The sequence below is a fragment of the Bacillus sp. FSL W8-1141 genome, assembly GCF_038593205.1.
GTDB lineage: Bacteria > Bacillota > Bacilli > Bacillales > Bacillaceae > Bacillus > Bacillus altitudinis.
The window spans coordinates 553,745-574,702 of record NZ_CP151973.1 but is presented as its reverse complement, the minus strand read 5'-3'; the positions used below and the strand labels follow the sequence as shown (position 1 = coordinate 574,702).

At 42.4% G+C, this 20,958-nt stretch carries 24 protein-coding genes; 2 read left to right on the top strand and 22 right to left on the bottom strand.

Annotation, left to right across the window (positions count from 1 at the left end; all coding sequences use genetic code 11):
* Window position 1: 1 nt before the first annotated feature.
* From lpdA to NSQ52_RS02755, 5 genes are all read right to left on the bottom strand, one after another.
* Window positions 2-1,381, bottom strand: coding sequence for a dihydrolipoyl dehydrogenase (lpdA, locus tag NSQ52_RS02775; RefSeq protein WP_342473894.1), 1,380 nt, complete (start codon window positions 1,379-1,381; stop codon window positions 2-4).
* A gap of 18 nt (window positions 1,382-1,399) precedes the next feature.
* Window positions 1,400-2,530 (bottom strand): dihydrolipoamide acetyltransferase family protein, encoded by a 1,131-nt coding sequence (locus NSQ52_RS02770; RefSeq protein WP_058336377.1) that lies wholly within the window; start codon window positions 2,528-2,530, stop codon window positions 1,400-1,402.
* A 17-nt stretch (window positions 2,531-2,547) separates the two neighbouring features.
* On the bottom strand, window positions 2,548-3,585 hold the full coding sequence (locus NSQ52_RS02765) for an alpha-ketoacid dehydrogenase subunit beta (protein ID WP_326112503.1): 1,038 nt from the start codon (window positions 3,583-3,585) through the stop codon (window positions 2,548-2,550).
* 20 nt (window positions 3,586-3,605) lie between these two features.
* Window positions 3,606-4,583, bottom strand: a complete 978-nt coding sequence (locus NSQ52_RS02760) for a thiamine pyrophosphate-dependent dehydrogenase E1 component subunit alpha (protein WP_326241932.1) — start codon at window positions 4,581-4,583, stop codon at window positions 3,606-3,608.
* Window positions 4,584-4,775: 192 nt separating this feature from the next.
* Window positions 4,776-5,249, bottom strand: a complete 474-nt coding sequence (locus NSQ52_RS02755) for a SprT family protein (RefSeq protein WP_039169871.1) — start codon at window positions 5,247-5,249, stop codon at window positions 4,776-4,778.
* Window positions 5,250-5,348: 99 nt separating this feature from the next.
* Between NSQ52_RS02755 and cmpA the strand changes: the two genes are divergently transcribed.
* Window positions 5,349-5,483, top strand: coding sequence for a cortex morphogenetic protein CmpA (gene cmpA, locus NSQ52_RS02750; RefSeq protein ID WP_008346893.1), 135 nt, complete (start codon window positions 5,349-5,351; stop codon window positions 5,481-5,483).
* Between the two features lie 19 nt (window positions 5,484-5,502).
* On the opposite strand, the gene NSQ52_RS02745 is transcribed toward cmpA, so the two are convergent.
* The 14 genes from NSQ52_RS02745 to acpS form a co-directional block, all read right to left on the bottom strand.
* Window positions 5,503-7,662 carry a Tex family protein gene (locus NSQ52_RS02745; RefSeq protein ID WP_342473893.1) on the bottom strand — a complete coding sequence of 720 codons (2,160 nt, stop codon included), beginning with the start codon at window positions 7,660-7,662 and terminating at the stop codon, window positions 5,503-5,505.
* Between the two features lie 76 nt (window positions 7,663-7,738).
* Window positions 7,739-8,338, bottom strand: a complete 600-nt coding sequence (locus NSQ52_RS02740; RefSeq protein WP_017358391.1) for a PP2C family serine/threonine-protein phosphatase — start codon at window positions 8,336-8,338, stop codon at window positions 7,739-7,741.
* A complete protein-coding gene (sigB, locus tag NSQ52_RS02735; protein WP_012009000.1) occupies window positions 8,338-9,126 on the bottom strand; it encodes an RNA polymerase sigma factor SigB in 789 nt (262 codons plus the stop codon). The genes NSQ52_RS02740 and sigB overlap by 1 nt, the downstream gene beginning before the upstream one ends.
* Window positions 9,092-9,580 (bottom strand): anti-sigma B factor RsbW, encoded by a 489-nt coding sequence (gene rsbW / locus NSQ52_RS02730; RefSeq protein WP_058336381.1) that lies wholly within the window; start codon window positions 9,578-9,580, stop codon window positions 9,092-9,094. Before rsbW ends, sigB begins: the two co-directional genes overlap by 35 nt.
* Window positions 9,577-9,906, bottom strand: a complete 330-nt coding sequence (locus tag NSQ52_RS02725; protein WP_058336382.1) for an anti-sigma factor antagonist — start codon at window positions 9,904-9,906, stop codon at window positions 9,577-9,579. The genes rsbW and NSQ52_RS02725 overlap by 4 nt, the downstream gene beginning before the upstream one ends.
* A gap of 59 nt (window positions 9,907-9,965) precedes the next feature.
* Window positions 9,966-10,973 (bottom strand): PP2C family protein-serine/threonine phosphatase, encoded by a 1,008-nt coding sequence (locus tag NSQ52_RS02720; protein ID WP_017358394.1) that lies wholly within the window; start codon window positions 10,971-10,973, stop codon window positions 9,966-9,968.
* Between the two features lie 10 nt (window positions 10,974-10,983).
* Window positions 10,984-11,385: an anti-sigma regulatory factor gene (locus tag NSQ52_RS02715; RefSeq protein ID WP_003214085.1), complete on the bottom strand. Its 402-nt coding sequence runs from the start codon at window positions 11,383-11,385 to the stop codon at window positions 10,984-10,986.
* 2 nt (window positions 11,386-11,387) lie between these two features.
* Complete coding sequence (rsbS, locus tag NSQ52_RS02710; protein ID WP_003214235.1) at window positions 11,388-11,756, bottom strand: RsbT antagonist protein RsbS; 369 nt, start codon at window positions 11,754-11,756, stop codon at window positions 11,388-11,390.
* A gap of 4 nt (window positions 11,757-11,760) precedes the next feature.
* The gene (locus tag NSQ52_RS02705; protein WP_058336383.1) at window positions 11,761-12,591 is read right to left on the bottom strand and encodes an RsbT co-antagonist protein RsbRA; all 831 of its coding nucleotides are present in this window, start codon (window positions 12,589-12,591) and stop codon (window positions 11,761-11,763) included.
* Window positions 12,592-12,705: 114 nt separating this feature from the next.
* The gene (gene ndoA, locus NSQ52_RS02700; protein ID WP_003214169.1) at window positions 12,706-13,056 is read right to left on the bottom strand and encodes a type II toxin-antitoxin system endoribonuclease NdoA; all 351 of its coding nucleotides are present in this window, start codon (window positions 13,054-13,056) and stop codon (window positions 12,706-12,708) included.
* Window positions 13,057-13,060: 4 nt separating this feature from the next.
* Window positions 13,061-13,342 carry a hypothetical protein gene (locus tag NSQ52_RS02695; protein WP_012008995.1) on the bottom strand — a complete coding sequence of 94 codons (282 nt, stop codon included), beginning with the start codon at window positions 13,340-13,342 and terminating at the stop codon, window positions 13,061-13,063.
* A gap of 293 nt (window positions 13,343-13,635) precedes the next feature.
* Window positions 13,636-14,817, bottom strand: a complete 1,182-nt coding sequence (gene alr / locus NSQ52_RS02690; RefSeq protein WP_326112513.1) for an alanine racemase — start codon at window positions 14,815-14,817, stop codon at window positions 13,636-13,638.
* 135 nt (window positions 14,818-14,952) lie between these two features.
* Window positions 14,953-15,969 (bottom strand): outer membrane lipoprotein-sorting protein, encoded by a 1,017-nt coding sequence (locus tag NSQ52_RS02685; RefSeq protein WP_007496489.1) that lies wholly within the window; start codon window positions 15,967-15,969, stop codon window positions 14,953-14,955.
* Between the two features lie 160 nt (window positions 15,970-16,129).
* Window positions 16,130-16,495 carry a holo-ACP synthase gene (gene acpS, locus NSQ52_RS02680; protein ID WP_017366663.1) on the bottom strand — a complete coding sequence of 122 codons (366 nt, stop codon included), beginning with the start codon at window positions 16,493-16,495 and terminating at the stop codon, window positions 16,130-16,132.
* A 94-nt stretch (window positions 16,496-16,589) separates the two neighbouring features.
* On the opposite strand from acpS, the gene NSQ52_RS02675 reads away from it, so the two are divergent.
* On the top strand, window positions 16,590-17,195 hold the full coding sequence (locus tag NSQ52_RS02675) for a rhomboid family intramembrane serine protease (protein ID WP_007496491.1): 606 nt from the start codon (window positions 16,590-16,592) through the stop codon (window positions 17,193-17,195).
* 56 nt (window positions 17,196-17,251) lie between these two features.
* Here the strand turns inward: NSQ52_RS02675 and NSQ52_RS02670 are convergent, their stop codons facing one another.
* The 3 genes from NSQ52_RS02670 to NSQ52_RS02660 all read right to left on the bottom strand — a co-directional run bounded on the left by NSQ52_RS02670 (window position 17,252) and on the right by NSQ52_RS02660 (window position 20,818).
* A complete protein-coding gene (locus NSQ52_RS02670) occupies window positions 17,252-18,748 on the bottom strand; it encodes a PH domain-containing protein (protein WP_342473892.1) in 1,497 nt (498 codons plus the stop codon).
* On the bottom strand, window positions 18,738-19,217 hold the full coding sequence (locus tag NSQ52_RS02665; protein ID WP_008346922.1) for a PH domain-containing protein: 480 nt from the start codon (window positions 19,215-19,217) through the stop codon (window positions 18,738-18,740). Before NSQ52_RS02665 ends, NSQ52_RS02670 begins: the two co-directional genes overlap by 11 nt.
* Before the next feature lie 110 nt (window positions 19,218-19,327).
* A complete protein-coding gene (locus tag NSQ52_RS02660; protein WP_041507152.1) occupies window positions 19,328-20,818 on the bottom strand; it encodes a DEAD/DEAH box helicase in 1,491 nt (496 codons plus the stop codon).
* Between the last annotated feature and the right edge of the window lie 140 nt (window positions 20,819-20,958).

The following is a 20,958-nucleotide window of genomic DNA, read 5'->3' as shown; positions in this document are numbered from 1 at the left end:
TTCAGCAGTGCACCGCTCTTCCAATGGTTTGCAGAACGGCTTCGTGTATTGCCTCTGAAAGTGTCGGATGTGCCGCAATAAACTGCTCTAATGTATCAGCGGTCAACTCTGCATGCATCATCACCGCCGCTTGTCCAATCATTTCTGTTGCATTCGGTCCAATGATTGAAACGCCTAATATTTCTTGATATTGCGGCTCTACAATGACCTTTACGTGACCGGCTGGTTGATTTAAGATTAATGCTTTTCCATTTGCAGAAAATGCACATGTCCCTATCCGAATCTCCTCATATTGTTTTCTAGCACTCTCTTCATTTAAACCAACACTCGCGATTTCTGGAGAGGTGTAGATGCACCTCGGAATCACTTGTTCATTGACCTTTAGATGTTCACCTGATGCATGGGAAGCTGCAACCGTCCCTTCATGAAAGGCAGTATGAGCAAGCTGGACCCCACCTGTCACATCACCGCACGCATAAATATGCGGGAGATTGGTTTGCATATGTTCATTGACGTAGATTCCGTTTCTATCAAATTCAATTCCAATCTGATCAAGATTCAACTCTCCAAGTTGCGGAGTTCTGCCAATCGCCACTAAGCAAAGATCCGACTGGATGTCACAACGTTCTCCTTGATTATTCTCCACCACTACTTTTCTTGAAGAGGAATCAAGCTGTTTGACTGCGGCGGACGTCAAAATGTTTACACCCGTTTCTTCGAGTTGCTCGTGAAGACATTGTGCTGTATCACGATCTTCTTCTGGTAAAATGTGCACTGCCCGTTCAACCATGACAACCTTTGATCCCATTCTGCTAAAGATGCTCGCAAACTCACAGCCAATCACCCCGCCCCCAATGATACAAAGTGAATCTGGGATCGAAGAAAGTGACATGGCGTCCTTGCTGTGAATGATCCATTCGCCATCAAAAGGTGCAAACGGTAAAGCCGCAGGCTCAGCCCCTGTTGCAATAATGATTTGTTTTGCTTGAATGATTTCAGACTTCCCTTCACTTTCTAAGAATAGCTCATGTGCTGATAGAAATGAAGCCTTCCCATTTACCACGGTAATTTTGTTTTTATTCATCAAGTAACGAACACCATCAGTGAGCTGCTTGACGACAGACTGTTTCAGCTTTTGGACAGCATTCCATTGAATGATAGGCTCATGTTCTGGAAGCTCAATTCCAAAATGTCCAGCCGATTTCACATGCTCATACATATCGGCGCTTTGCAAAAGTGCTTTGGTCGGGATACAGCCTTCATTGAGGCAGGTACCTCCCAGCTGACCTTGATCAATTAACACAACCTCCCTGTCAAAACGGGCGGCTGTTATGGCCGCCACATAACCTGCTGGTCCGCCTCCTATAATGACCAGTGTCATGGTACATTCACCTTCTTCCTATAAAAGAATGGATATTGGTTCTTCTAAGTGTGCTTTGACCGTTGATAAAAATGCAGAGGCAGGCGCCCCGTCCAGCACGCGGTGATCAAACGTAAGACTGAGTGGTAGGATGGTCCCTTTGCACAATTCATCCTCTCGATAAACAGGGGTGTCATACATTGTTCCGACACCAAGGATCCCCGCTTCCGGCGGATTCAAAATTGGTGTGAAATGCTCTACACCATACGCTCCAAGATTGGTGATGGTAAAGGTAGAACCTTTGATTTCGTCATGTAGAAGCTTTCCTTCACGTGCTTTTTTACCATACAATTTAATGCCCTTCGCCAGCTCTATCAGCGTTAACCGCTCCGCATGCCGAATGACCGGTACAGCCAATCCGTTATCTAACGCAGCAGCAATCCCAAGATGAACATTCTCAAAGGTTTCGACAACTCCGTTATGATATTGACTGTTCATCGCAGGATGTTCTAACAACGATAGGATCGCTGCTTTGGCTACAAAATCGGTGATGGTCAACTTTGTCTCGTAACGTGCGATGGCTGTTTCATTCAGCTGTTGTTGTAGGTTTGTCAGTTTTGTCACGTCCGCTTTCATCGTAATGGTTAATTGTGCACTTGTTTGCAGGCTTTCCATCATTCTTGAGGCAATTGTTTTCCGCATCATGTTAATAGGCTGTTGCACTGTCTCGTTTTGTTTCTTCTCTTTCCGTTCAGGAAGTGCACGAAGCACATCCTCTTTCGTAATTCTTCCACCTGGTCCTGTCCCCACTAGCGTATCAATGTCTAGGTTTGCGCTATTCGCCATTTTACGGGCAACAGGGGAGATTTTTTTTCTCTCTTTCTTTGGTTTTGACTGGATTTCTTTTTCTTTCTTTCTCTCCACCTGTTCATTTCCTTCACCGATATAGCAGATGACCGTGCCAGGCGGTACACCTTCTCCCTCAGGTACTTTTATATCCAATATGGTTCCTTCAGCAGGTGATTCGATCTCCATTTCAATTTTTTCGGAGTTGATGCTTGCAATGCTTTCTCCTTTATTTACGGTCTCACCGACCTCTTTATTCCAGACAGATACCGTTCCTTCTTTCATCGACATGCCCAATTTAGGCATCACAACTTCGACAGCCATCTCCCTCTCTCCTTTCTCTAGTTCAAGATCTTGTCATGACTCTTGCCAATCATCTCTAATACGGTGTTCACAACTTTATCGGGTGTTGGCAAATATATATCTTCAAGAGGTGGTGAAAATGGCACCGGTGTATGAGGAGCCGTCACTTTTTTGATTGGTGCGTCCAGTAAATCAAATCCTTTATCTGCAATCAAAGAAGAGATATCTGCGGCAATTCCGCACCTTGGATTTGCTTCATCAACAATGACAAGTCGATTAGTTTTTTCTACTGAAGTCAGAATGGCCTCTTCATCGAGCGGTGACAAACTTCTTGGATCAATCACTTCCGCTTCAATACCTTGAGCAGACAATTGCTCTGCCGCTTCGAGTGCTGTACACACTTGTTTGCCCACTGCAAAGATGGTTACATCAGATCCCTCTCTCTTCACATCTGCTTGACCAAGCGGCAATGTGTAATACCTCTCCGGCACATCTCCTGTGATATTGTAAAGCGTCTTGTCTTCAAAAAAGATGACAGGATCCTGATCCTCGATGGCTGCCAGCAGCAGCCCTTTGGCATCATATGGTGAAGAAGGCACAACTACTTTCAAACCAGGGATGCTTGTAAATAGCGCATACAAACTTTGTGAATGCTGGGCAGCTGCTCTAAAACCCGCCCCATGTGTCGTTCTAATCGTGATAGGCACCTCTGCTTTTCCGCCAAACATGTATCGAAATTTTGCGCCTTGATTCAGCACTTGGTCGAGACAAGTACCGATAAAATCATTAAACATGAGTTCAGCAATTGGTCTTAGCCCTGTTGAAGCAGCAGCCATGGCCGCACCTATATAGCCAGCTTCACTAATCGGTGTATCAAGGACACGTTCACGCCCAAATTCCTGAACAATGCCTTTTGTTACACCAAGAACACCGCCCCATGCTTCATCATCCTGTAAGTGATCTACATGAGCACCTCCTGCAACATCTTCTCCCATTAAAATGACATCTCCATCTCTTCTCATTGCCAGTTTAATCGCTTCATTCAAAGCACTAGACATGCTGATTTCTCTTGTCATTTCCCTCTCTCCTTTCAGATTTATTGATACGAAACATACACATCAGTTAGCAATTCAGTATGATCTGGATATTCACTTTCTTCACTGAATCTCACGGCTTCATCTATCGCTTCTGCTACAGACGCTTCAATACTTGATATTTCTCGATCTGTTAGCAGCTGCTGCTTTAATAATTCATTTTTAAAAAGAGTGATGGCATCTTTCTCTTCTTGATGTTCGGTTTTTTCTTGATTGGTTTTGTAGCGCTGAGCGTCTCCTTCAAAATGACCATAATTCCGATATGTCATGCATTCAATCAATGTCGGACCTTCTCCATTTTTTGCTCGTTCTATCGCTTGTTCTGCTGCTTGATAAACGGCTGTCACATCTTTTCCATCCACTTGAATACCCGGAATACCATAACTGGCGGCTCGATCCACAATCGATTTGCAGCTTGAAGCATACGAAAATGGCGTCGCTTCCCCGTAACCATTGTTTTCTGCGATGAAAATGACTGGCAGTTTCCAGATAGCGGCGAGATTGATTCCTTCGTGAAAAGTCCCTTGATTGTTAGCACCATCCCCAAAAAAGCAAACGCTTACATTATCTTTCTTTTTATATTTAGCCGTGAGGGCTGCCCCGCACGCAAGTGGAAAGCCGCCTCCAACAATCCCGTTGGCACCGAGCATTCCTTTATCAAAATCTGCAATGTGCATAGATCCACCTTTACCTTTACAAAGACCTGTGGCTTTTCCATAGATTTCTGCCATCATTCCTTTTAGATCACAGCCCTTGGCGATACAATGACCGTGGCCACGATGTGTACTTGTAATACTGTCTTGTTCATTCAGATGAGCGCAGACTCCTACAGCAACAGCCTCTTCACCAGCATAAAGATGGACAAAACCTGGCAAGATCCCCTTTGTAAAAAGCGTGTGTACTTGATCTTCAAATTGGCGAATTTCCTGCATTTTTTGATACATCCAAACGGCTTTTTCTTTTTTAAGTGCCATTTCCATGTTAAAACCTCCTATCTTTTTTGCTTGCACTTCTATACAAGCAAAAAGCGTGCCAACATCATGGCGCTTGAAAGCTTAGGATTTGAGCGATTCCCATCGATCACAAAAGAGACAAAATGAGACTCGCGTCTCTATTTGTCTCAATATGTCTACTTCATCTCACAAAAAAAGCATCCCATAAAGGAATGCATATCACTCTGAACCGATTGTACGCTGCCATTTTAATTTTCCTTTGCAGACGCCGCACACATAACGAGAGGTATCAATTCGCCTTTTCCTGATAAAATACTGACCGCATCCTGTGCAAACATATTCTTGTCGCTTCTGTCCACGTCGTTTATTTTGTACGGTCTTTAGCGCTGTACAAAAACGCGGGGCTCCTACTTGTTTTAATAACTCTTTAAAGGAACGGTCCCGATGCTGATAGCCTTTTCCCTCAAGATGCAGATGATAATGACACAGCTCATGCTTGATGATCCCGATTAATTCTTCTCGTCCATGTTCTTCTAGGTATCGGCGGTTCAATTCGATATTGTGTGTTCCAAGTAAATATCTCCCGCCTGTCGTTTTTAAACGGGGATTGAAAACAGCCTGATGGCGAAACGTCTTACCAAAGAACTGCTCTGAAATGTCTTCTGTTAACTGCTGTAACTCTCTCTCGTTCAATCAAGATCGTTCCTTTCTATAAAAACCTCGAACGGGACAATTTCCTCTTTGCATACATTGAAGGTACACCCACTGTTTTGATCAAAGGAGGAATGGGCGATGCCCAACTGGCTGAAAAATCAGATGCAGAAAGCATTTTATGAGAAAAATCATTATCAAATCAAATTGCTTAATCAATGCTGGTACTTCTATAGAAAAAAACATTCAGTCACATCAAGGCACACCCCATCCTAAGGTGCGCCTCGTTTTTTGTTTAATCTGGTTTTAGCATCGAAAGAGCCACCCGACCTTTTGCCTGGTCAACGGAGTCTACCCATACGGTCACAATATCACCGACTGATACAACGTCGAGCGGATGTTTCACAAAGCGATTGCTTAGCTTGGAAATGTGGACAAGTCCATCCTGTTTTACGCCAATATCAACGAATGCGCCGAAGTCTACGACGTTTCTCACCGTTCCTTGTAGCTCCATTCCTTGCTTCAAGTCCTCCAATTTCAACACATCTGTTTTCAAAAGAGGTTTTGGTACTTCATCGCGCGGATCACGCTCAGGTCTTGTCAGCTGATCGATGATATCCTGAAGTGTAATTGGACCAATGTCAAGCTGCTGTGCGGCTTCGTCTAGCTTGACCTCTGCGATTTTCTCTTTTAACTGCTCTGTACCAAGATCGTCTGGCGTCATCTTAATCATGCGTAAAAACTGTTTTGTTTCTTTATAGCTTTCAGGGTGAATACCTGTGCGGTCAAGTGGATCTTGTCCATCTGTGATGCGCAGGAAGCCGATACACTGCTCATATGTCTTTGCACCAAGCCTTGGGATATCCTTCAGCTCTTTTCTGCTTGTGAATCTCCCAATCTCTTCACGGCGCTTGACGATGTTCCCTGCGACGGCTTTTGAAAGACCTGACACATATTGCAGCAGTGCCTGTGAAGCTGTATTAACGTTCACACCGACTTGGTTAACAACCGTCTCTACCACAAAGGTTAACGAGCTGTTTAATTGCTTTTGACTCACATCGTGCTGGTATTGTCCTACACCGACAGATTTTGGATCTATTTTTACGAGCTCTGCTAATGGATCTTGTAATCTTCGAGCAATGGATATAGCGCTTCGTTCTTCGACTTGCAAGTCTGGAAACTCTTCTCTTGCCAGTGCAGATGCAGAGTATACACTTGCCCCTGCTTCATTCACGATCAAATATGAAACCGGCTGGTCCAGCTCTTGGATCAAGTCTGCGATGAATTGTTCGGTCTCTCTTGAGGCTGTTCCGTTTCCGATCGCAATGACTTCAATGTTGGATGATTGAATGATTTCTTTCACTTTTTGTTTGGCTTCCGCTTTTTTCTGCACAGGCGGGTGCGGATAAATGACGCCAATATGATGGACTTTTCCTGTATCATCCACGACGGCTAATTTACAGCCTGTACGAAACGCAGGGTCCACCCCAAGTACACGTTTCCCTTTCATCGGCGGTTGAAGTAGGAGCTTTCTTAAGTTTTCAGCGAAAATATGAATGGCTTGTTCCTCTGCTTTTTCTGTCAGCTCTTTTCGTATTTCCCGTTCAATTGAAGGCTGAATCAAGCGCTTGTATGCATCATCAATGGCCGCTTCAATGTAAGGCCTCGCCGTCGTTTGCTTGCCTTTTAAGACTTGTTTATCGAGGTAGAAACGAATATTTTCAGCAGGTGGTTCGATGGTTGCTTTCAAAATCCCTTCTTTCTCGCCTCGGTTGACCGCAAGTACACGATGAGGCACAATTTTTTTAATCGGCTCTTGGTAGTCGTAATACATTTCATAGACGTTTTTCTCGTCGTTTTCAACGTCTTTTCCTGATGTGACAAGACTTCCCTTTTGGTACGTCTCACTGCGAATCCATTTCCGCATATCAGGATCATCCGCAAGCTGTTCAGCAATGATGTGCTGGGCGCCCTCTAGTGCTTCTTCTGCGGTTGTGACTTCTTTTTCTTCATTAATAAAAGCCGATGCTTTCTTTTCGATCTCATCGTTTGGCAGCTGCAGTAAATACTCCGCAAGCGGCTCAAGTCCTTTTGCTTTGGCTACATTTGCCTTCGTTTTTCGTTTTTGTTTAAATGGTCGATATAAATCTTCGACCTCTTGTAGCTTATGCGCCTGTTCGATCTTCTGTTTTAATTCATCTGTTAATTTGTCTTGTTCAGCGATTAAGCGAATCACTTCTTCTTTTCGATTCGTCACATTTTGGATATATGTATAGCGTTCAGAAATGGTTTGAATTTGCACCTCGTCTAGTGAGCCTGTCTGCTCTTTCCGGTAGCGTGCAATAAACGGGACGGTGTTGCCATCCTCTAATAGCTGGATCACACTTCCAATTTGTTTTGTTGAAAGCTTTAATTCTGTCGCAATTTGTTTCAATAAAAAGTCAGATGTCTTCATACTTTGCATCCTCTCACTGTGTCTTCTCTTTTAGTGTATCAAAAAAACTGGCAAAACAGAAAAAAGGTCAGCTATTTCATGTAAGCTGACCAAGTACATAGGTGAGATCGTCTTTCTTGTCTTGTGTGTATGTTTCAAGTTCTTTTGCGATGTCTGCAACTGAATGGCTATGCTTTAAACACATTCGCATGTTTGGCACATTCAGCCCGTCTGAATACATAATGAATGTCGAACCTTTTTCGTAGGAATAGGTGTATGTTTTGTATTTTCTAGGTTTACCTGATAGATATCCTGATGTCGGAAGTGGATAAATATAGTCGCCAGAAGGTGCATTCAAGATAAATCGAATATTGCCAACCGAACAATAGGTAAACTGCTGCTGGGAAAAATTCACCTTCAATATGGCCACAGTGGCTCCGCGTTTATTTTTCATGGCCTGATTGCATCTATCGATGAGGGTTGTCACATCCTCATGTCCATATTCTTCGACAATTTCGCTGACTAAAGAAGATGATTCATTGGCGAACTGGCCGCTGCCTAATCCGTCTGCTACAGCACAAATTAGTTCTTCATCATCTGCTTTAATAAAAAAACTGTCCCCGCAGCATGATTTTCCTTCTTTGTTCGATTGATAGATAATGGCGTTTACATGCTCATGCTGTTCGATCTGCTTCATTACCCTAGCTCCATAGACGCATCTTCTGACAATGCATCTCGTAGCTTTTTAACTGCCTTCCGCTGCAGCCTTGATACATGCATTTGAGATATGCCGAGTAAATCGCCTGTTTCTTTCTGGCTTTTATTTTGCAAATACGTGAGATTGATAATTTCTTTTTCTCTATCCGTCAGAACGTGAAGCACACTTTCAAGCATCATTTTTTGGTTTACACGTTCGTACCCTTCTTCTTGTGAGCCGACGACGTCTAAAATCGTCACAGTGCTTCCTTCAGAATCTGCCTCTACGCCTTGGTCAACAGACAGCGCTTGATAGCTTTTGCCCATCTCCATTGTTTCAAGAACTTCTTCTTCTGTTACATCTAGATATTCTGCGATTTCTTGTACTTTAGGTGACTTTTGCGTTTCCGTTGTCAGGTGATCAACTGCCATTTTGATTCTTGGTCCAAGCTCTTTAATTCGTCTTGGTACATGGACACTCCATGTTTTATCACGTAAAAAGCGTTTGATTTCCCCGATAATGGTTGGAATGGCAAATGCCTCAAATGATTTACCGACAAGTGGATCATAACGCTTAATTGCGCCAAGTAGACCAATCATTCCAACTTGTCTTAAATCCTCATGAAAGCTTTTTCCTTTGGAGTATTTCTTCGCGAGCATATCCACAAGATTTGTATAACACTCAACTAGTGTCAGCTGCGCCTGCTCGTCTTGGTTGGATTGATAGCTTTGAATGAGGCGATCCACTTCATCTTTAGTTAGTTTCATAGTTTTGGATGGTTGTGTCATGGTCAACTCGCTCCCTGTTTAAAAACTTTGTCATCGCCACGGTAACTCCGGAGTTTGCTTGCACCTCGACTTCATCCATCAATGTTTGCATTAAGTATAAACCAAGACCTCCTTCTGCCAATTGTTCCACCGTATGAGCAGATGTGTACGGCCCTAGGTCTTCCTGCTTTTGCTTAAAGTCAAAGCTACCGCCTTTGTCTGCGACAATGATTTCTAGACGATCTTCGTAGACAAGAAAGCGAACCGCTACCTCTCCATCTTCACCGTCTTTTCCTTTATAGGCATGCTGAACTGCATTTGTACAAGCCTCACTGACGGCAATTTTTAAGTCTTCAATCTCTTCGTAGACATAGCCCATTCGGCTCGCTACGCCTGAAAGAGTCAGACGAATGATGCCTACATATTCTGGTTTTGCCGGTATTTTCATCTCGATTAGATCTACTGTTTCGTTCATTGTACCCCACCCTCTGACTTTGCAGAAATGTCAATGATGTCCTTTAGTCCAGTGATTTCAAACAACCTTACAAGCCGCTCTGACAAGTTCTCAAGCTTTAGTGTTCCACCTGCTTTTTGAGCTGCTTTAAACAACCCAACAAATACACCTAATCCTGTACTATCCATATACGTAACATCCTTCAAACAGATCTCTAGATGTTCTCCCACCTCGGCTTTAGGCATGAGTGTTTCTCTTAGCTGAGGAGCAGAGTACACATCGATTTCTCCACTAACACTAATTTTTGTTTTTTGATCTATTTGATGCTCTTTTACAGACATATTCATTATGCATTCACCTCGAAATTCTTGTTTCCTTGAATTTTATATACCCGTCTATGCACTTTCTAAACCTTCCTTTTGAGGACAAGTAACGTAAAATCATCATGCAGCTGAAATTCTTGCAGCTTGAGTAAGCTGTCATAGATGGAATCCACCATTTCCTGAGCTGAATAGGATAGGTTCTCAGATATCAGGGCTTTGATATCCTCACGCTCTAGGAAGCCATCCTCCGATTTGGATTCTGTGACACCATCAGAGAATAAGATTACCATATCCCCTACGTCCAAATGCTTCTCATACTGCTTATAATCAAAATCTGGTGCAATTCCAAGCACAAGACCCTTTGCATCTAAATCGTAAAATTGATTCTCTTTTTTGCAATAGAAAAAGCCCGGCTCATGTCCAGCCGATGCGTACTTAAATTCATGTGTTTCTTTATTATAGCTGCCATAAAACATGGTGATAAACATGCTTGGGTCTACGTTTTGCTCGACCACACGATTAAGGGTTTTGAGCACTTTCGTTGGGCCGCTGCCTGACTCTGGCAAGGAATCCATCGCATACTTAATCATCGACATACAGAGCGCAGCTGGAATGCCTTTCCCAATGACGTCTGCAATCGCGATATTGATTGTATCGTGATCTGTTACGAAATGGTAATAATCCCCGCTCATCTGTTTTGCCGGCACACTGATGGCTCCGATATCAAATGTGTCTCCTTCTGGAATTTTCGTTTCCAGAAGGGTTTGCTGAACATTTGCAGCAATTTCAATTTCCGACTTAATTTCTTGCTGGATGCCTCTTAGTGTTAAATGCTCCTGGTAGGCAAGTCCGTATCCAATCATGACTTCAATTAAGAAGTCTAGTGAATGAAAGACATCTTCCGGCAAATCAGGGTAAAGCTCCTGAATCACTTTTCGGTGAACACTCACTATTTCTTCAGGAGGTATTTGATGCTCAATGGTTTTTCGGCTAAATTTTTGAGCTTGATAAAGCGATGTTTCAGTTAAATCACTGATATAACGACTGAGCAGCTGATGATAACGCTGCTCCATTACCTCCTTAAAATCCATGGTTTCCCTCCTAGCGAAGCCACTTGACAGCTTGTATCTCAGTTCCTTGTTCTGGTGCGGAATCTAATTTAAATTCATCCATCAGTCTTCTGACGCCCGGCAAGCCTGCTCCGAGTCCGCCTGATGTAGAAAATCCGTCTTCCATTACTTTACGTATATCCATGATGCCAGGCCCCTCATCGGCTGCGATGACTTTGAGTCCACGCTTTCCGCGCTCCATCACTTCTTCTATACAAATCTGACCTTTACCAGCGTATAAATAGATGTTTCGAGCTAATTCTGAAATGGCCGTCGTAATTCTTGCTTGGTCAACTGTTCCAAAACCAAGTTCTTTTGCAACATTCCGCCCCAATTGTCTTGCTGCGACTATGTCCCATTCCGTCAATATTTTTACACAGGATTGGTCTTTCATATCTATTCCCCCAATTCCCGCTTCAGTGTCTCAAGCCCTTGTTCAAGATCTAGTGCTGTCTGAATTTCTTCCAGTGAAATGCCAAGTTCAATAAGCGTCACAGCGACTGCCGGCTGTATTCCTGTTAATACAACTTTTGCCCCCATGAGCTTGGACATGGTGATCACATCGCCTAATACCTTTGCGATAAATGAATCAATCATATCGACGGATGTTAAGTCAATGACCACACCGTTTGCTCCTGTTTCATGAATTTTATTCAGTAAGTCTTCTTGAAAGTGAAGAGCTGTTTGATCATCAAGCTCCCACTGTATTGAAATCAGAAGACAATTATATAATTTTAAGATTGGAATCTTCGGGTGATTTCTCAATTGGTTATCCCTCCAATGAAACAATTTTTCGATTTGTCATTTCCAAAGCAGTTTGAATTCCTTTTTGAAGGGTATTCTTTGTTGTAACCTGAGATAAATCAATTCCAAGGTTAACGATTGTTTGGGCTATTTCTGGGCGAATACCGACAAGTAAACACTTCGCTCCTACTAATCTCACAGCCTCTGACGCTTGAATAATATGGTGGGCCACCATTGTGTCTACGACAGGTACACCCGTGATATCAATCAAAACGACCTGTGAGCGATGTTTGACGACACCATTAAGTAGGTTCTCCATAATTTTTTTCGCACGATCTGTATCAATTGTGCCAACAAGTGGCATGACGGTGATGTGCTCAAACACAGGGATTAGCGGGGCAGAAAGTTCCTGCAGCGCAATTTTTTGAAGGCTGACGGTTTTTTCCCATGAGATGGAATACTGGTTTAAGATCTCATTATGGATGGGTGTGATGAATCGATCGATTTGCCAGATGAGGTCATGACTTTCTTGTGTTGTATCTTTGTCATCGTTCATTTTTTCATATAAATGTGTACGGATTTCCGTTAGACCGTTTGCCAGTAACTTAAGTGATATACCCATTTGAACGATTTTCAAAGCAAAATTTTGCACTTTTTCTTCAAAATCTTCATTATCCCCCTCTGAAAGAGATGTAATGATGAGTTGAACATATTCCGAACAGATGGTTTCATACATTTTGTCGTTCAGCATCATGTCCGTTTCTTTTTCTCCGAGTCGTTTTAAAATGTCCGTCCACTCTGTTTCTAATTCCTTTTGGTGCTTTCTTGCAAAAGCTAACACGATATGATTCGACATGTTTTACCCCCTACTTACATTTAAAGCTCTTCTTTAGTCTTTCTTCATTATAACGTTAAAAAAAATTGAACACAAAAAAAGTTGCTCCCAATAGAGCAACCAAGTATCACCATATTAAAAATCAATAAGAGCCAAACTAACTTGTAAGGCTTCATCAACCTTCTCCATCATCTCATCATCAAGATGTGTGATTTTATCTGTCAATCTTTGTTTATCGATCGTACGAATCTGTTCCAAAAGAATGACAGAATCTCGTTCAAAGCCGTAGCGCTTTGCATTAATTTCGACGTGAGTCGGTAATTTCGCTTTTTGTATTTGGGCTGTTATGGCTGCAACGATAGCAGTCGGGCTGAAGCGATTTCCAATGTCATTTTGAATCACCAATACTGGGCGAACCCCGCCCTGCTCGGAGCCAACAACAGGAGATAAATCAGCAAAGTAAACATCACCGCGTTTAACAATCAAATGTTTAACCCCCGCTGACTAATCGCTCAACTGTATTCTCAGCCTCAAACTCTGCGTATTGTGCTTCTGAAGAGATATTCAGATTAATTTTCGCCATCTCCATGTAGCCGCGTCTCATCGATTCACGATTTTGTCGAATATTACGTTCACGAATATACGTTTTTGTCGCTCGGTAGATCAATTCATTTCTTGTTACCTTATCCTGCTCTGCTACTCGTTCGATCTCAGACATTAAAGTCTCCGGCAGTCGAATCTTCATTTCGTTTGTTGCGCTGGATTCAGACAAAAAACATACACCTCCACAAAACTTACGGATTCCGTATCGATCCATTCCAAGACTAATCATACCATTATTCAATGCACAAGCAAAGCTGTTTTTTCATGATTTCTTATTAGAACATGAAGCGGCTCGCCACCCGTAAATCAAGATGATAATGGAGTTCCTCTTTCCCATTATACGCTTTTTTCCGAAAATCATACGGTATTTCCAAAATCTCTAAAAAAGGGAGAATGTTTATGATGCCTTTGTAGAATAAAAGAGAACGATGTCAGTTTGAACATCGTTCCCGTGGATGTTGTTTATAAAAAGCTTGGACCGCCTTGAAGCAACGGATTTCGTACATGAACCCTTTCGCCGTCCTCTATATAGACTCTTGGGACGCGGTAGCCAACAGAACAAGTGACTTCGTAGTTAATGGTTTCAAGCCGCTTGGCTATTTCATCGACAGATATCCTGTCTTCGCCTTGTGTCCCGATGAGCACGACTGGCTCCCCTGCCGGAATGTCCTTTTTCAAATCAACCATGAATTGATCCATACACACCCTTCCGGCAATCTTTCGGCGTTTTCCGCCAACGAGCACTTCTGTTCCGGCAAGCTTCCTGATCCAGCCGTCTGCATACCCAATTGGAATTGTACCAATCCATGTATCTTGATTCGCTGTATAAGTTGCACCATAGCTCACGCTCTCACCCTTTTGAATGGGCTTTACATGTGCAAGTTTTGTATGAAGAGATAATGCTTCTTCCAGTTGAAACGGCAATTCATCTTTGATTTCTTCCGACGGCGACAGCCCGTACATACTGATGCCAAAACGAACCATATTAAATAAAGTGTCTTTAAACCTTAGACCTGCTGCACTGTTGGCGCAATGAATGAGCAGTTTGTCCGTATGAAGCGGTTGAAGCAATGTTTTAAACGTATCAACCTGCATACCGAAGTAGTTTTCATCTTTTTCATCCGCTGTGGCAAAGTGAGTAAATACTCCTTCCAGCTGTAAAAAAGAATGATTGTGGACAAGCTCTTTTACTTCGCTCACCTGCTCGATTGTTTTCACACCTAACCGATTCATGCCGCTGTCGATTTTCAAGTGGAAACGAATGGGTTGTCCCATCTGCCCTTTCATCACTTTGACGACTTCTCTTAGCCAATCGATCGAGTAAGCAGTCATGATAACGTTGTATCTAACGGCGACTTTGACATACTCTGCCGGTACTGCGCCGAGCACAAGAATAGGTGCTTTTACACCTTTATTTCTTAAAGAAATGGCTTCATCTAAAAAAGCGACGGCTAATACGTCTGCTCCTGCTTTGAGAGCAGCTCTTGTCACTTCTATATCTCCATGTCCATATGCATTGGCTTTCACCACAGCCATTAGTTGAACATTTTGACCGATATGATCTTTCATATGTGAAACATTATGCTTGATTGCTGATAAATTAATTTCTGCCCATGTGTCTCTATAAAAGGCGTTTGTGTCCATCCGTCACACTTCCCTATTGAATGATTCAATCCCCTCATATGATACTAAAAATCAGGAATAAAGTGAAACAAATCAAAGAAAATCAGCCCTTGTATAGGGCTGATTTTTCATATCTAAGGCTCTCGCCTGAGGTATTTATTTCGCTGACTGGCCTTCTACACTCTTTGCAACCATCAAGAGCTCTTCCTTCGATAAATCACTTGAAGAAATCAAGTAGTCAACTCCATCAGATGTCCAAGAAAGAGATTTGTCTGTCAGAACACCCACTGTCATGCCAAGATCGACTGGCTCGCCGTTCATCGTCACAGGCGTAGACGCTTCTGCTACCCGCGCTTTTTCCTGAATGAGCGTGAAGGATTTCTTTCCGCCATACGTCATCACATACCGCTTTCCAGCATCTGTTGTCATTTCTTTCTCTTCCATTTTCTTCACGCCCTCTGGCATATCCACAGGCGTTTTCACCGCAAAGCTGTCAGATGGATCTGCACTTGTGGCAACATCCATTTGAGAAAGTGTCATATTTTTCTTCTCATCAAAGGCGTCTTTGTCAAAGGATTTGTTGAATTCAAAGTGAGAGAATTCTACTTTCACCATTGGCTTTTTATCGCTATCCAGTACTTTCACACTGGCAGGCGCCATTGTTTTTTTATGAAAGGTAATCTCTTGGGTCGGCAGCATTTGGTTGTGCTGATAGTTGGTTTTTGTTTCAAAAACGTACTTCGACTCTTTTGCTTTGAACTGAGCTGCACTGTCATTTTTAATGTCTTTCACAAGTGATTCAAATAAATACACCTGACTGCTGTTGTTCGGCCAATCGCTATGGAAGCGGAAGCTTTTGTTTAATGAAGGTGTCAGCACAAATACACCATTGCCATTTCTTAAAATGACTTGACTCTGATCCTTCTTCGGATTTTCTAAGTAGACACGGTAAAGCTCCGGCTTCTTGTACCAAATTTCCACATGGTATTCCTGCGGATCATTTCCTGTCTCAATGGTCATTTTTGCTTTGGCTTTGTATGATGTCATTTCCTCTGCCTTTTTGTTTAGATCTCCAACGATATCCTGTTGAGATTTTTGACCGCATGCGGAGAGAATCAGTACAAAAAGGATCCCCGTTACAAGCAAAACAAAGCTTTTTCTCACCCTTTTCAACCCCTTCGTTAATTGTGTTAAAAGGAAGAAACCGCTTGTTTGACTTTAACAGTACGCCTCAAGAGTTAACTGCGTACCGCGAACCATCAAAGCCTGTTAGCAACTCGCCCTTCCTTATCGCACTACCCAATATATGAAGGGGGGACAAACAATATGCAGACTAGCTTGACAACCTTTCAATTAAAACTTGTGCTGCAGCATATTCTTTTGTGTGTGTAATGGATACATGAACGTAGTCTTCTTTTGTTTTCTCACTTTTGATGAGAGGTTTTCCGTTCGCATCTTTTTGTATCTCGATGTCGTGAAAGCTGACATACTGACCAATTCCCGTACCGTATGCTTTTGCGAATGCTTCCTTCGCCGCAAAACGTCCTGCCAGAAACTCCAGCTGTCTCTTTTCACTTAGTGTGCGAAAGACTTCCTGTTCACGTAAAGTCAAAATTCGTTCTGGTAAACGGGGCTGCCTGCTAAGCACTCGTGACAGCCGGCCGATCTCTACAATATCCATACCGATTCCTTTAATCATGAGGTACCTCCTATGATACTCGTACTAATTTGGATGTTCGCTTCATAAACGTGTTACTATAAACTTACCATTATCTAGTCAAAAGGGGTTTGTTATGTTTATTCGAACGGAGAGCTTTCAACAATTTATTAGATCGTATCCAATCGTAACAGCGATCCTTGCTTTGCAAATCGGCCTATGGCTTTTATTTGCAATCCCTATTCCAATGATCCAGCTTGGGCAGGACCATCTCGTTGGTTTTAATTATGGTGTTGCAGCAGGAGAATGGTGGCGGCTTTTAACGCCTATTTTTCTTCACGGAAGTCTGACACATATTCTGTTCAATTCCATGTCGCTCTTCCTATTCGCTCCAGCACTTGAGTATTTGCTTGGAAAGGTTCGATTTCTTGTGATTTATCTGGGTGCTGGATTCATTGGCAATCTCGGAACCTATTGGGTGGAGCCTTTAGAGTACGTACATGTCGGGGCTTCTGGTGCGATATTTGGTTTATTTGGCGTCTATCTTTATCTTGTCCTATTTAAACCGCATATGATGGACCGTGGTAATTCTCAGGTCATCTTAACGATTCTCGGCGTTTCTGTCATTATGACGTTCGTCAACTCGAACATCAACATCATGGCCCACTTATTTGGATTGATAGGCGGCATGATCCTAGCACCGATCACCCTATTCTTCCATTCAAAAAAACGACGCTATTAAGCTCATAAAAAATGTCGATCACTCCGTTTAACGGGAGCTGATCGACATTTTTTGGTTTAAGTTGATTGATTCGTTTCATAGGAATACCAATCGCATACACGTGCAGCATCTTCCTCTTCAAGGTGATGCACACCAAAGGAATCAAGCAAGGCAGAGGACTTCACAAAGGTGTGAATACTTGCCACCCGCCCTTTCTTTTGAAAATAAGATTGGGTCATCGTATAGTTTTGCATTCGTTTTCTTAAAACAATTCCGGTGGTCTTTCCGATGCCTCTTGTCGTTAATTGAATCAGTTGATCTTTGATCACATATCCTGATTGTTTATAGGCTAAATACCCAAAAAACAAGGCAAACGGTAATGGAATCAGCGCCAAATATCCCCATGGTGGAAAACGTACAGAAAGGATTATACCTACAAGTAATGGAACAAATCCGTAAGATATCAGATAACGTTTTAGTGAACGCTTCGGCACTTTTTTCAATTCACTTTCTGGTGCCAGCTGATATTGATCTGTAAATTGCGTTAACAATTCATTGATTTTTTTCTTCCGTATGAGTGGAAATAAGACAGAAGAAGTCTCTTTTTCTGTAATGGAACCTCCTGCGCTGACAAGCATGACCGTCGCAAAACCAAATGGTTCACGAAGAATATTTTCCTTGATTTTCACTGCTTGAATTCTCGCAAGCGGAATGGTCATTTGATGCCTTTCGATGAGTCCTCTTGTGATGATGATGTCTTTCCCTTTTCGTTTTGCGTTAAAATTCGCATATTGAAGGGCTGTTACCCCAACACTAAGAATCCACGCAATCAATACGGCAATAAATATGAGAATCGCATAAATCTCAACACTCGCATGACTTAAAAAAGAAAACCGTTTGAGGAATCCGTCCAAAGGCAGAATTTCATCTATTTGTGTGTAAATGGCGAGACACCCAGAAATAATGACGCCGATTCCGCTTGAAGTGGTCGCAGCCAAAAGCAGCTCTGGTATACCCATTCTGTAGGAAACACTGATTTCTTTTTCTACAGGCTGTTGCGCTGTCAGAGGATCAGGGAAATCTAAATTTTCATCATTCATTTCTTCTTGTTGCAAGCTTTTCTTCCGGTTGAAAATCGATTGCTTTAATTGCTCAGCTTCTGCTTTTGTAATAGCCGTCAGGCTCACTTCAGGTCCATCCGTCCCGCCTGCCGTTTCGATTTGCACCCGAACCAAACCAAAAATCCGCTGGAAGATGCCTTCACTTGTATTCACCGTTTGAATTCGTTCTAACGAGATATACTTTTTCTTTTTGGTGATCACACCTGATTCTACTCGAAATTCATCGTCTTCCATTCGATAGGTGAATCGTCTCCATCCTAAAACGGTTGAAACAGCTTTCCATAACAGAAGCACACCAAGAATGATAAACGCATAAAAACGAATACTTGAATTCGAGTTCACAAAAATAAGCACGAAAAAAGGGATAATGAAGTTTTTGATCATGGATACGGCATCTGATATAAAATCAATGAGCATCGAGATTGGATGTACACGTTTTGGTTCAGACATCATCTTCCGTCACCCTTGCTAATCGAGATATGTAATCGCGAAGCTCATCTGCCTCTTCTAATTCCAGTGCCGGAATATCATGCACTGTCGCAGCAGTAGAAATTTGAACAGATGCCAACCGGTAGCGCCTTAAAAGCGGCCCTTGGGATGTATCCACATGCTGAACACGTACCATTGGCACAATGACACGTGTGACACGAATCAGTCCGTGCTGTATTTCAATTTCGTTCTCAAATACTTCGTAGCGCCAGATGTGATGGCGGATTTTCGGTATGAGCCAGATTCCGAAGATGACCTGTAAAATCCACAAACCGATGAGGATGGCTCCAATCCAATATGGCCATTGAAAATAATAACTAGCTACAAATACCCCAATGATGATGAATAAGAAAATCAATGAGATAATTCCATTTTGAAGACGCCATACTTTTAATCCATTTAAGCTGATTTGACGTTGCGGCTGTTTTCTCACATTCTTCCCCCATTCTCTTACTTTTCTATCAATATATTACGAAAGAAAGCCTAAAAAGTTTCATTAGGCCTGTTAAAAAAAGCGAACCCTGCAAAGGATTCGCTTTTGAATTAGTTGTTATAAGATTTCTTTTGACGACGATCGTTAGAAGAACGATTGCGGTCATTTGAAGAACGCTTTTTATCACCGTAAGATGAACGGCTTTTTCCGCGATAGCCGCCTCCGCCGCCACCGTCTCTACGTTTTGAAGAGCTGCGGTTGTTACGATTGCGTTTTGAAACCATTGGTGCTTCATCTGTCAAACGAACAGGCGTTGCATCTGGCTCTTTTGTCATCATTTTGATGGCAGCCGCAACCACTGTGACAGAATCATGATCTTCTAACAATTCAGCAGCTGCTGTCATGTAGAAGTTTAAATTGTTTTCACTGATGATTGTGCGCAGACGATCAATAGTTACTTGTTGTTGTCCTTCGATTGCCTCATCTAGTGTTGGTTCTTTCATACGATCCATTTTACGTTTAGTTGTTTGCTCGATCGCACGAAGCATATCTTTTTCACGTGGTGTGATGAATGTCATCGCCATACCTGTACGTCCAGCACGTCCAGTACGTCCAATACGGTGTACATAGCTTTCTGGATCTTGTGGCACGTCAAAGTTATACACGTGTGTTACGCCTGAAATATCAAGTCCACGTGCTGCAACGTCTGTTGCTACAAGCACATCGATTGAACCTTCTTTGAATTTACGAAGCGCAACCATACGTTTCGCTTGAGTCAAGTCACCATGAATTCCTTCAGCTGTATAACCTCTAAGGTTCAGTGCTTCAGTCAATTCGTCAACGCGGCGCTTTGTACGGCCGAAGACAATTGAAAGCTCAGGTGATTGAATGTCAAGAAGACGAGTCAATGTATCAAACTTTTTACGTTCATGGATATCCAAGTAGAACTGCTGGATGTTAGATACAGTCATTTCTTTCGCTTTTACTTTTACGTGTTCTGGGTTTGTCATGAAACGTTCTGCAATACGCTTAATTGGTGCAGGCATTGTCGCAGAGAATAAAAGTGTTTGGTGTTCACTTGGTACATTTGAAAGGATCGATTCAATGTCTTCGATGAAACCCATGTTTAGCATTTCGTCTGCTTCATCAAGCACGACTGTTTCAACATTTTGAAGACGCATTGTACGACGGTTAATGTGATCGAGTAAACGTCCTGGAGTCCCTACGATGATATGAGGATTTTTCTTGAGCGAACGGATTTGGCGACCGATATCTTGTCCACCGTAAATCGGAAGTACGCGCGCACGCTTGTCTTGGCCAATTTTGTATAGCTCTTCAGATACTTGAATCGCTAATTCTCTTGTTGGCGCAATGATAATCGCTTGGATATTTGGAGACGCTGGGTCGATTTTTTCTACAAGAGGAATACCAAACGCTGCAGTTTTTCCTGTTCCTGTTTGTGCTTGTCCAATGACATCTTTATTCTGAAGACCGAGAGGAATTGTTTCCGCTTGAATCGGTGTTGCTTCTTCAAATCCCATGCGGTTAATAGCTTTCATGAGACTTTCGCTTAATTGAAAATCTTGAAACGTTATAGTCAAATTATTCAAACTCCTTCTAATTGCTGTTTCAGTAATCTCGTGAATGATCATTAAAAACTGCCCTTTGTATGAAAGGACAGGTCCATTATATACAAAGCCCGAATTACCCTACATTATATCTTACCATTACACTATTTGTT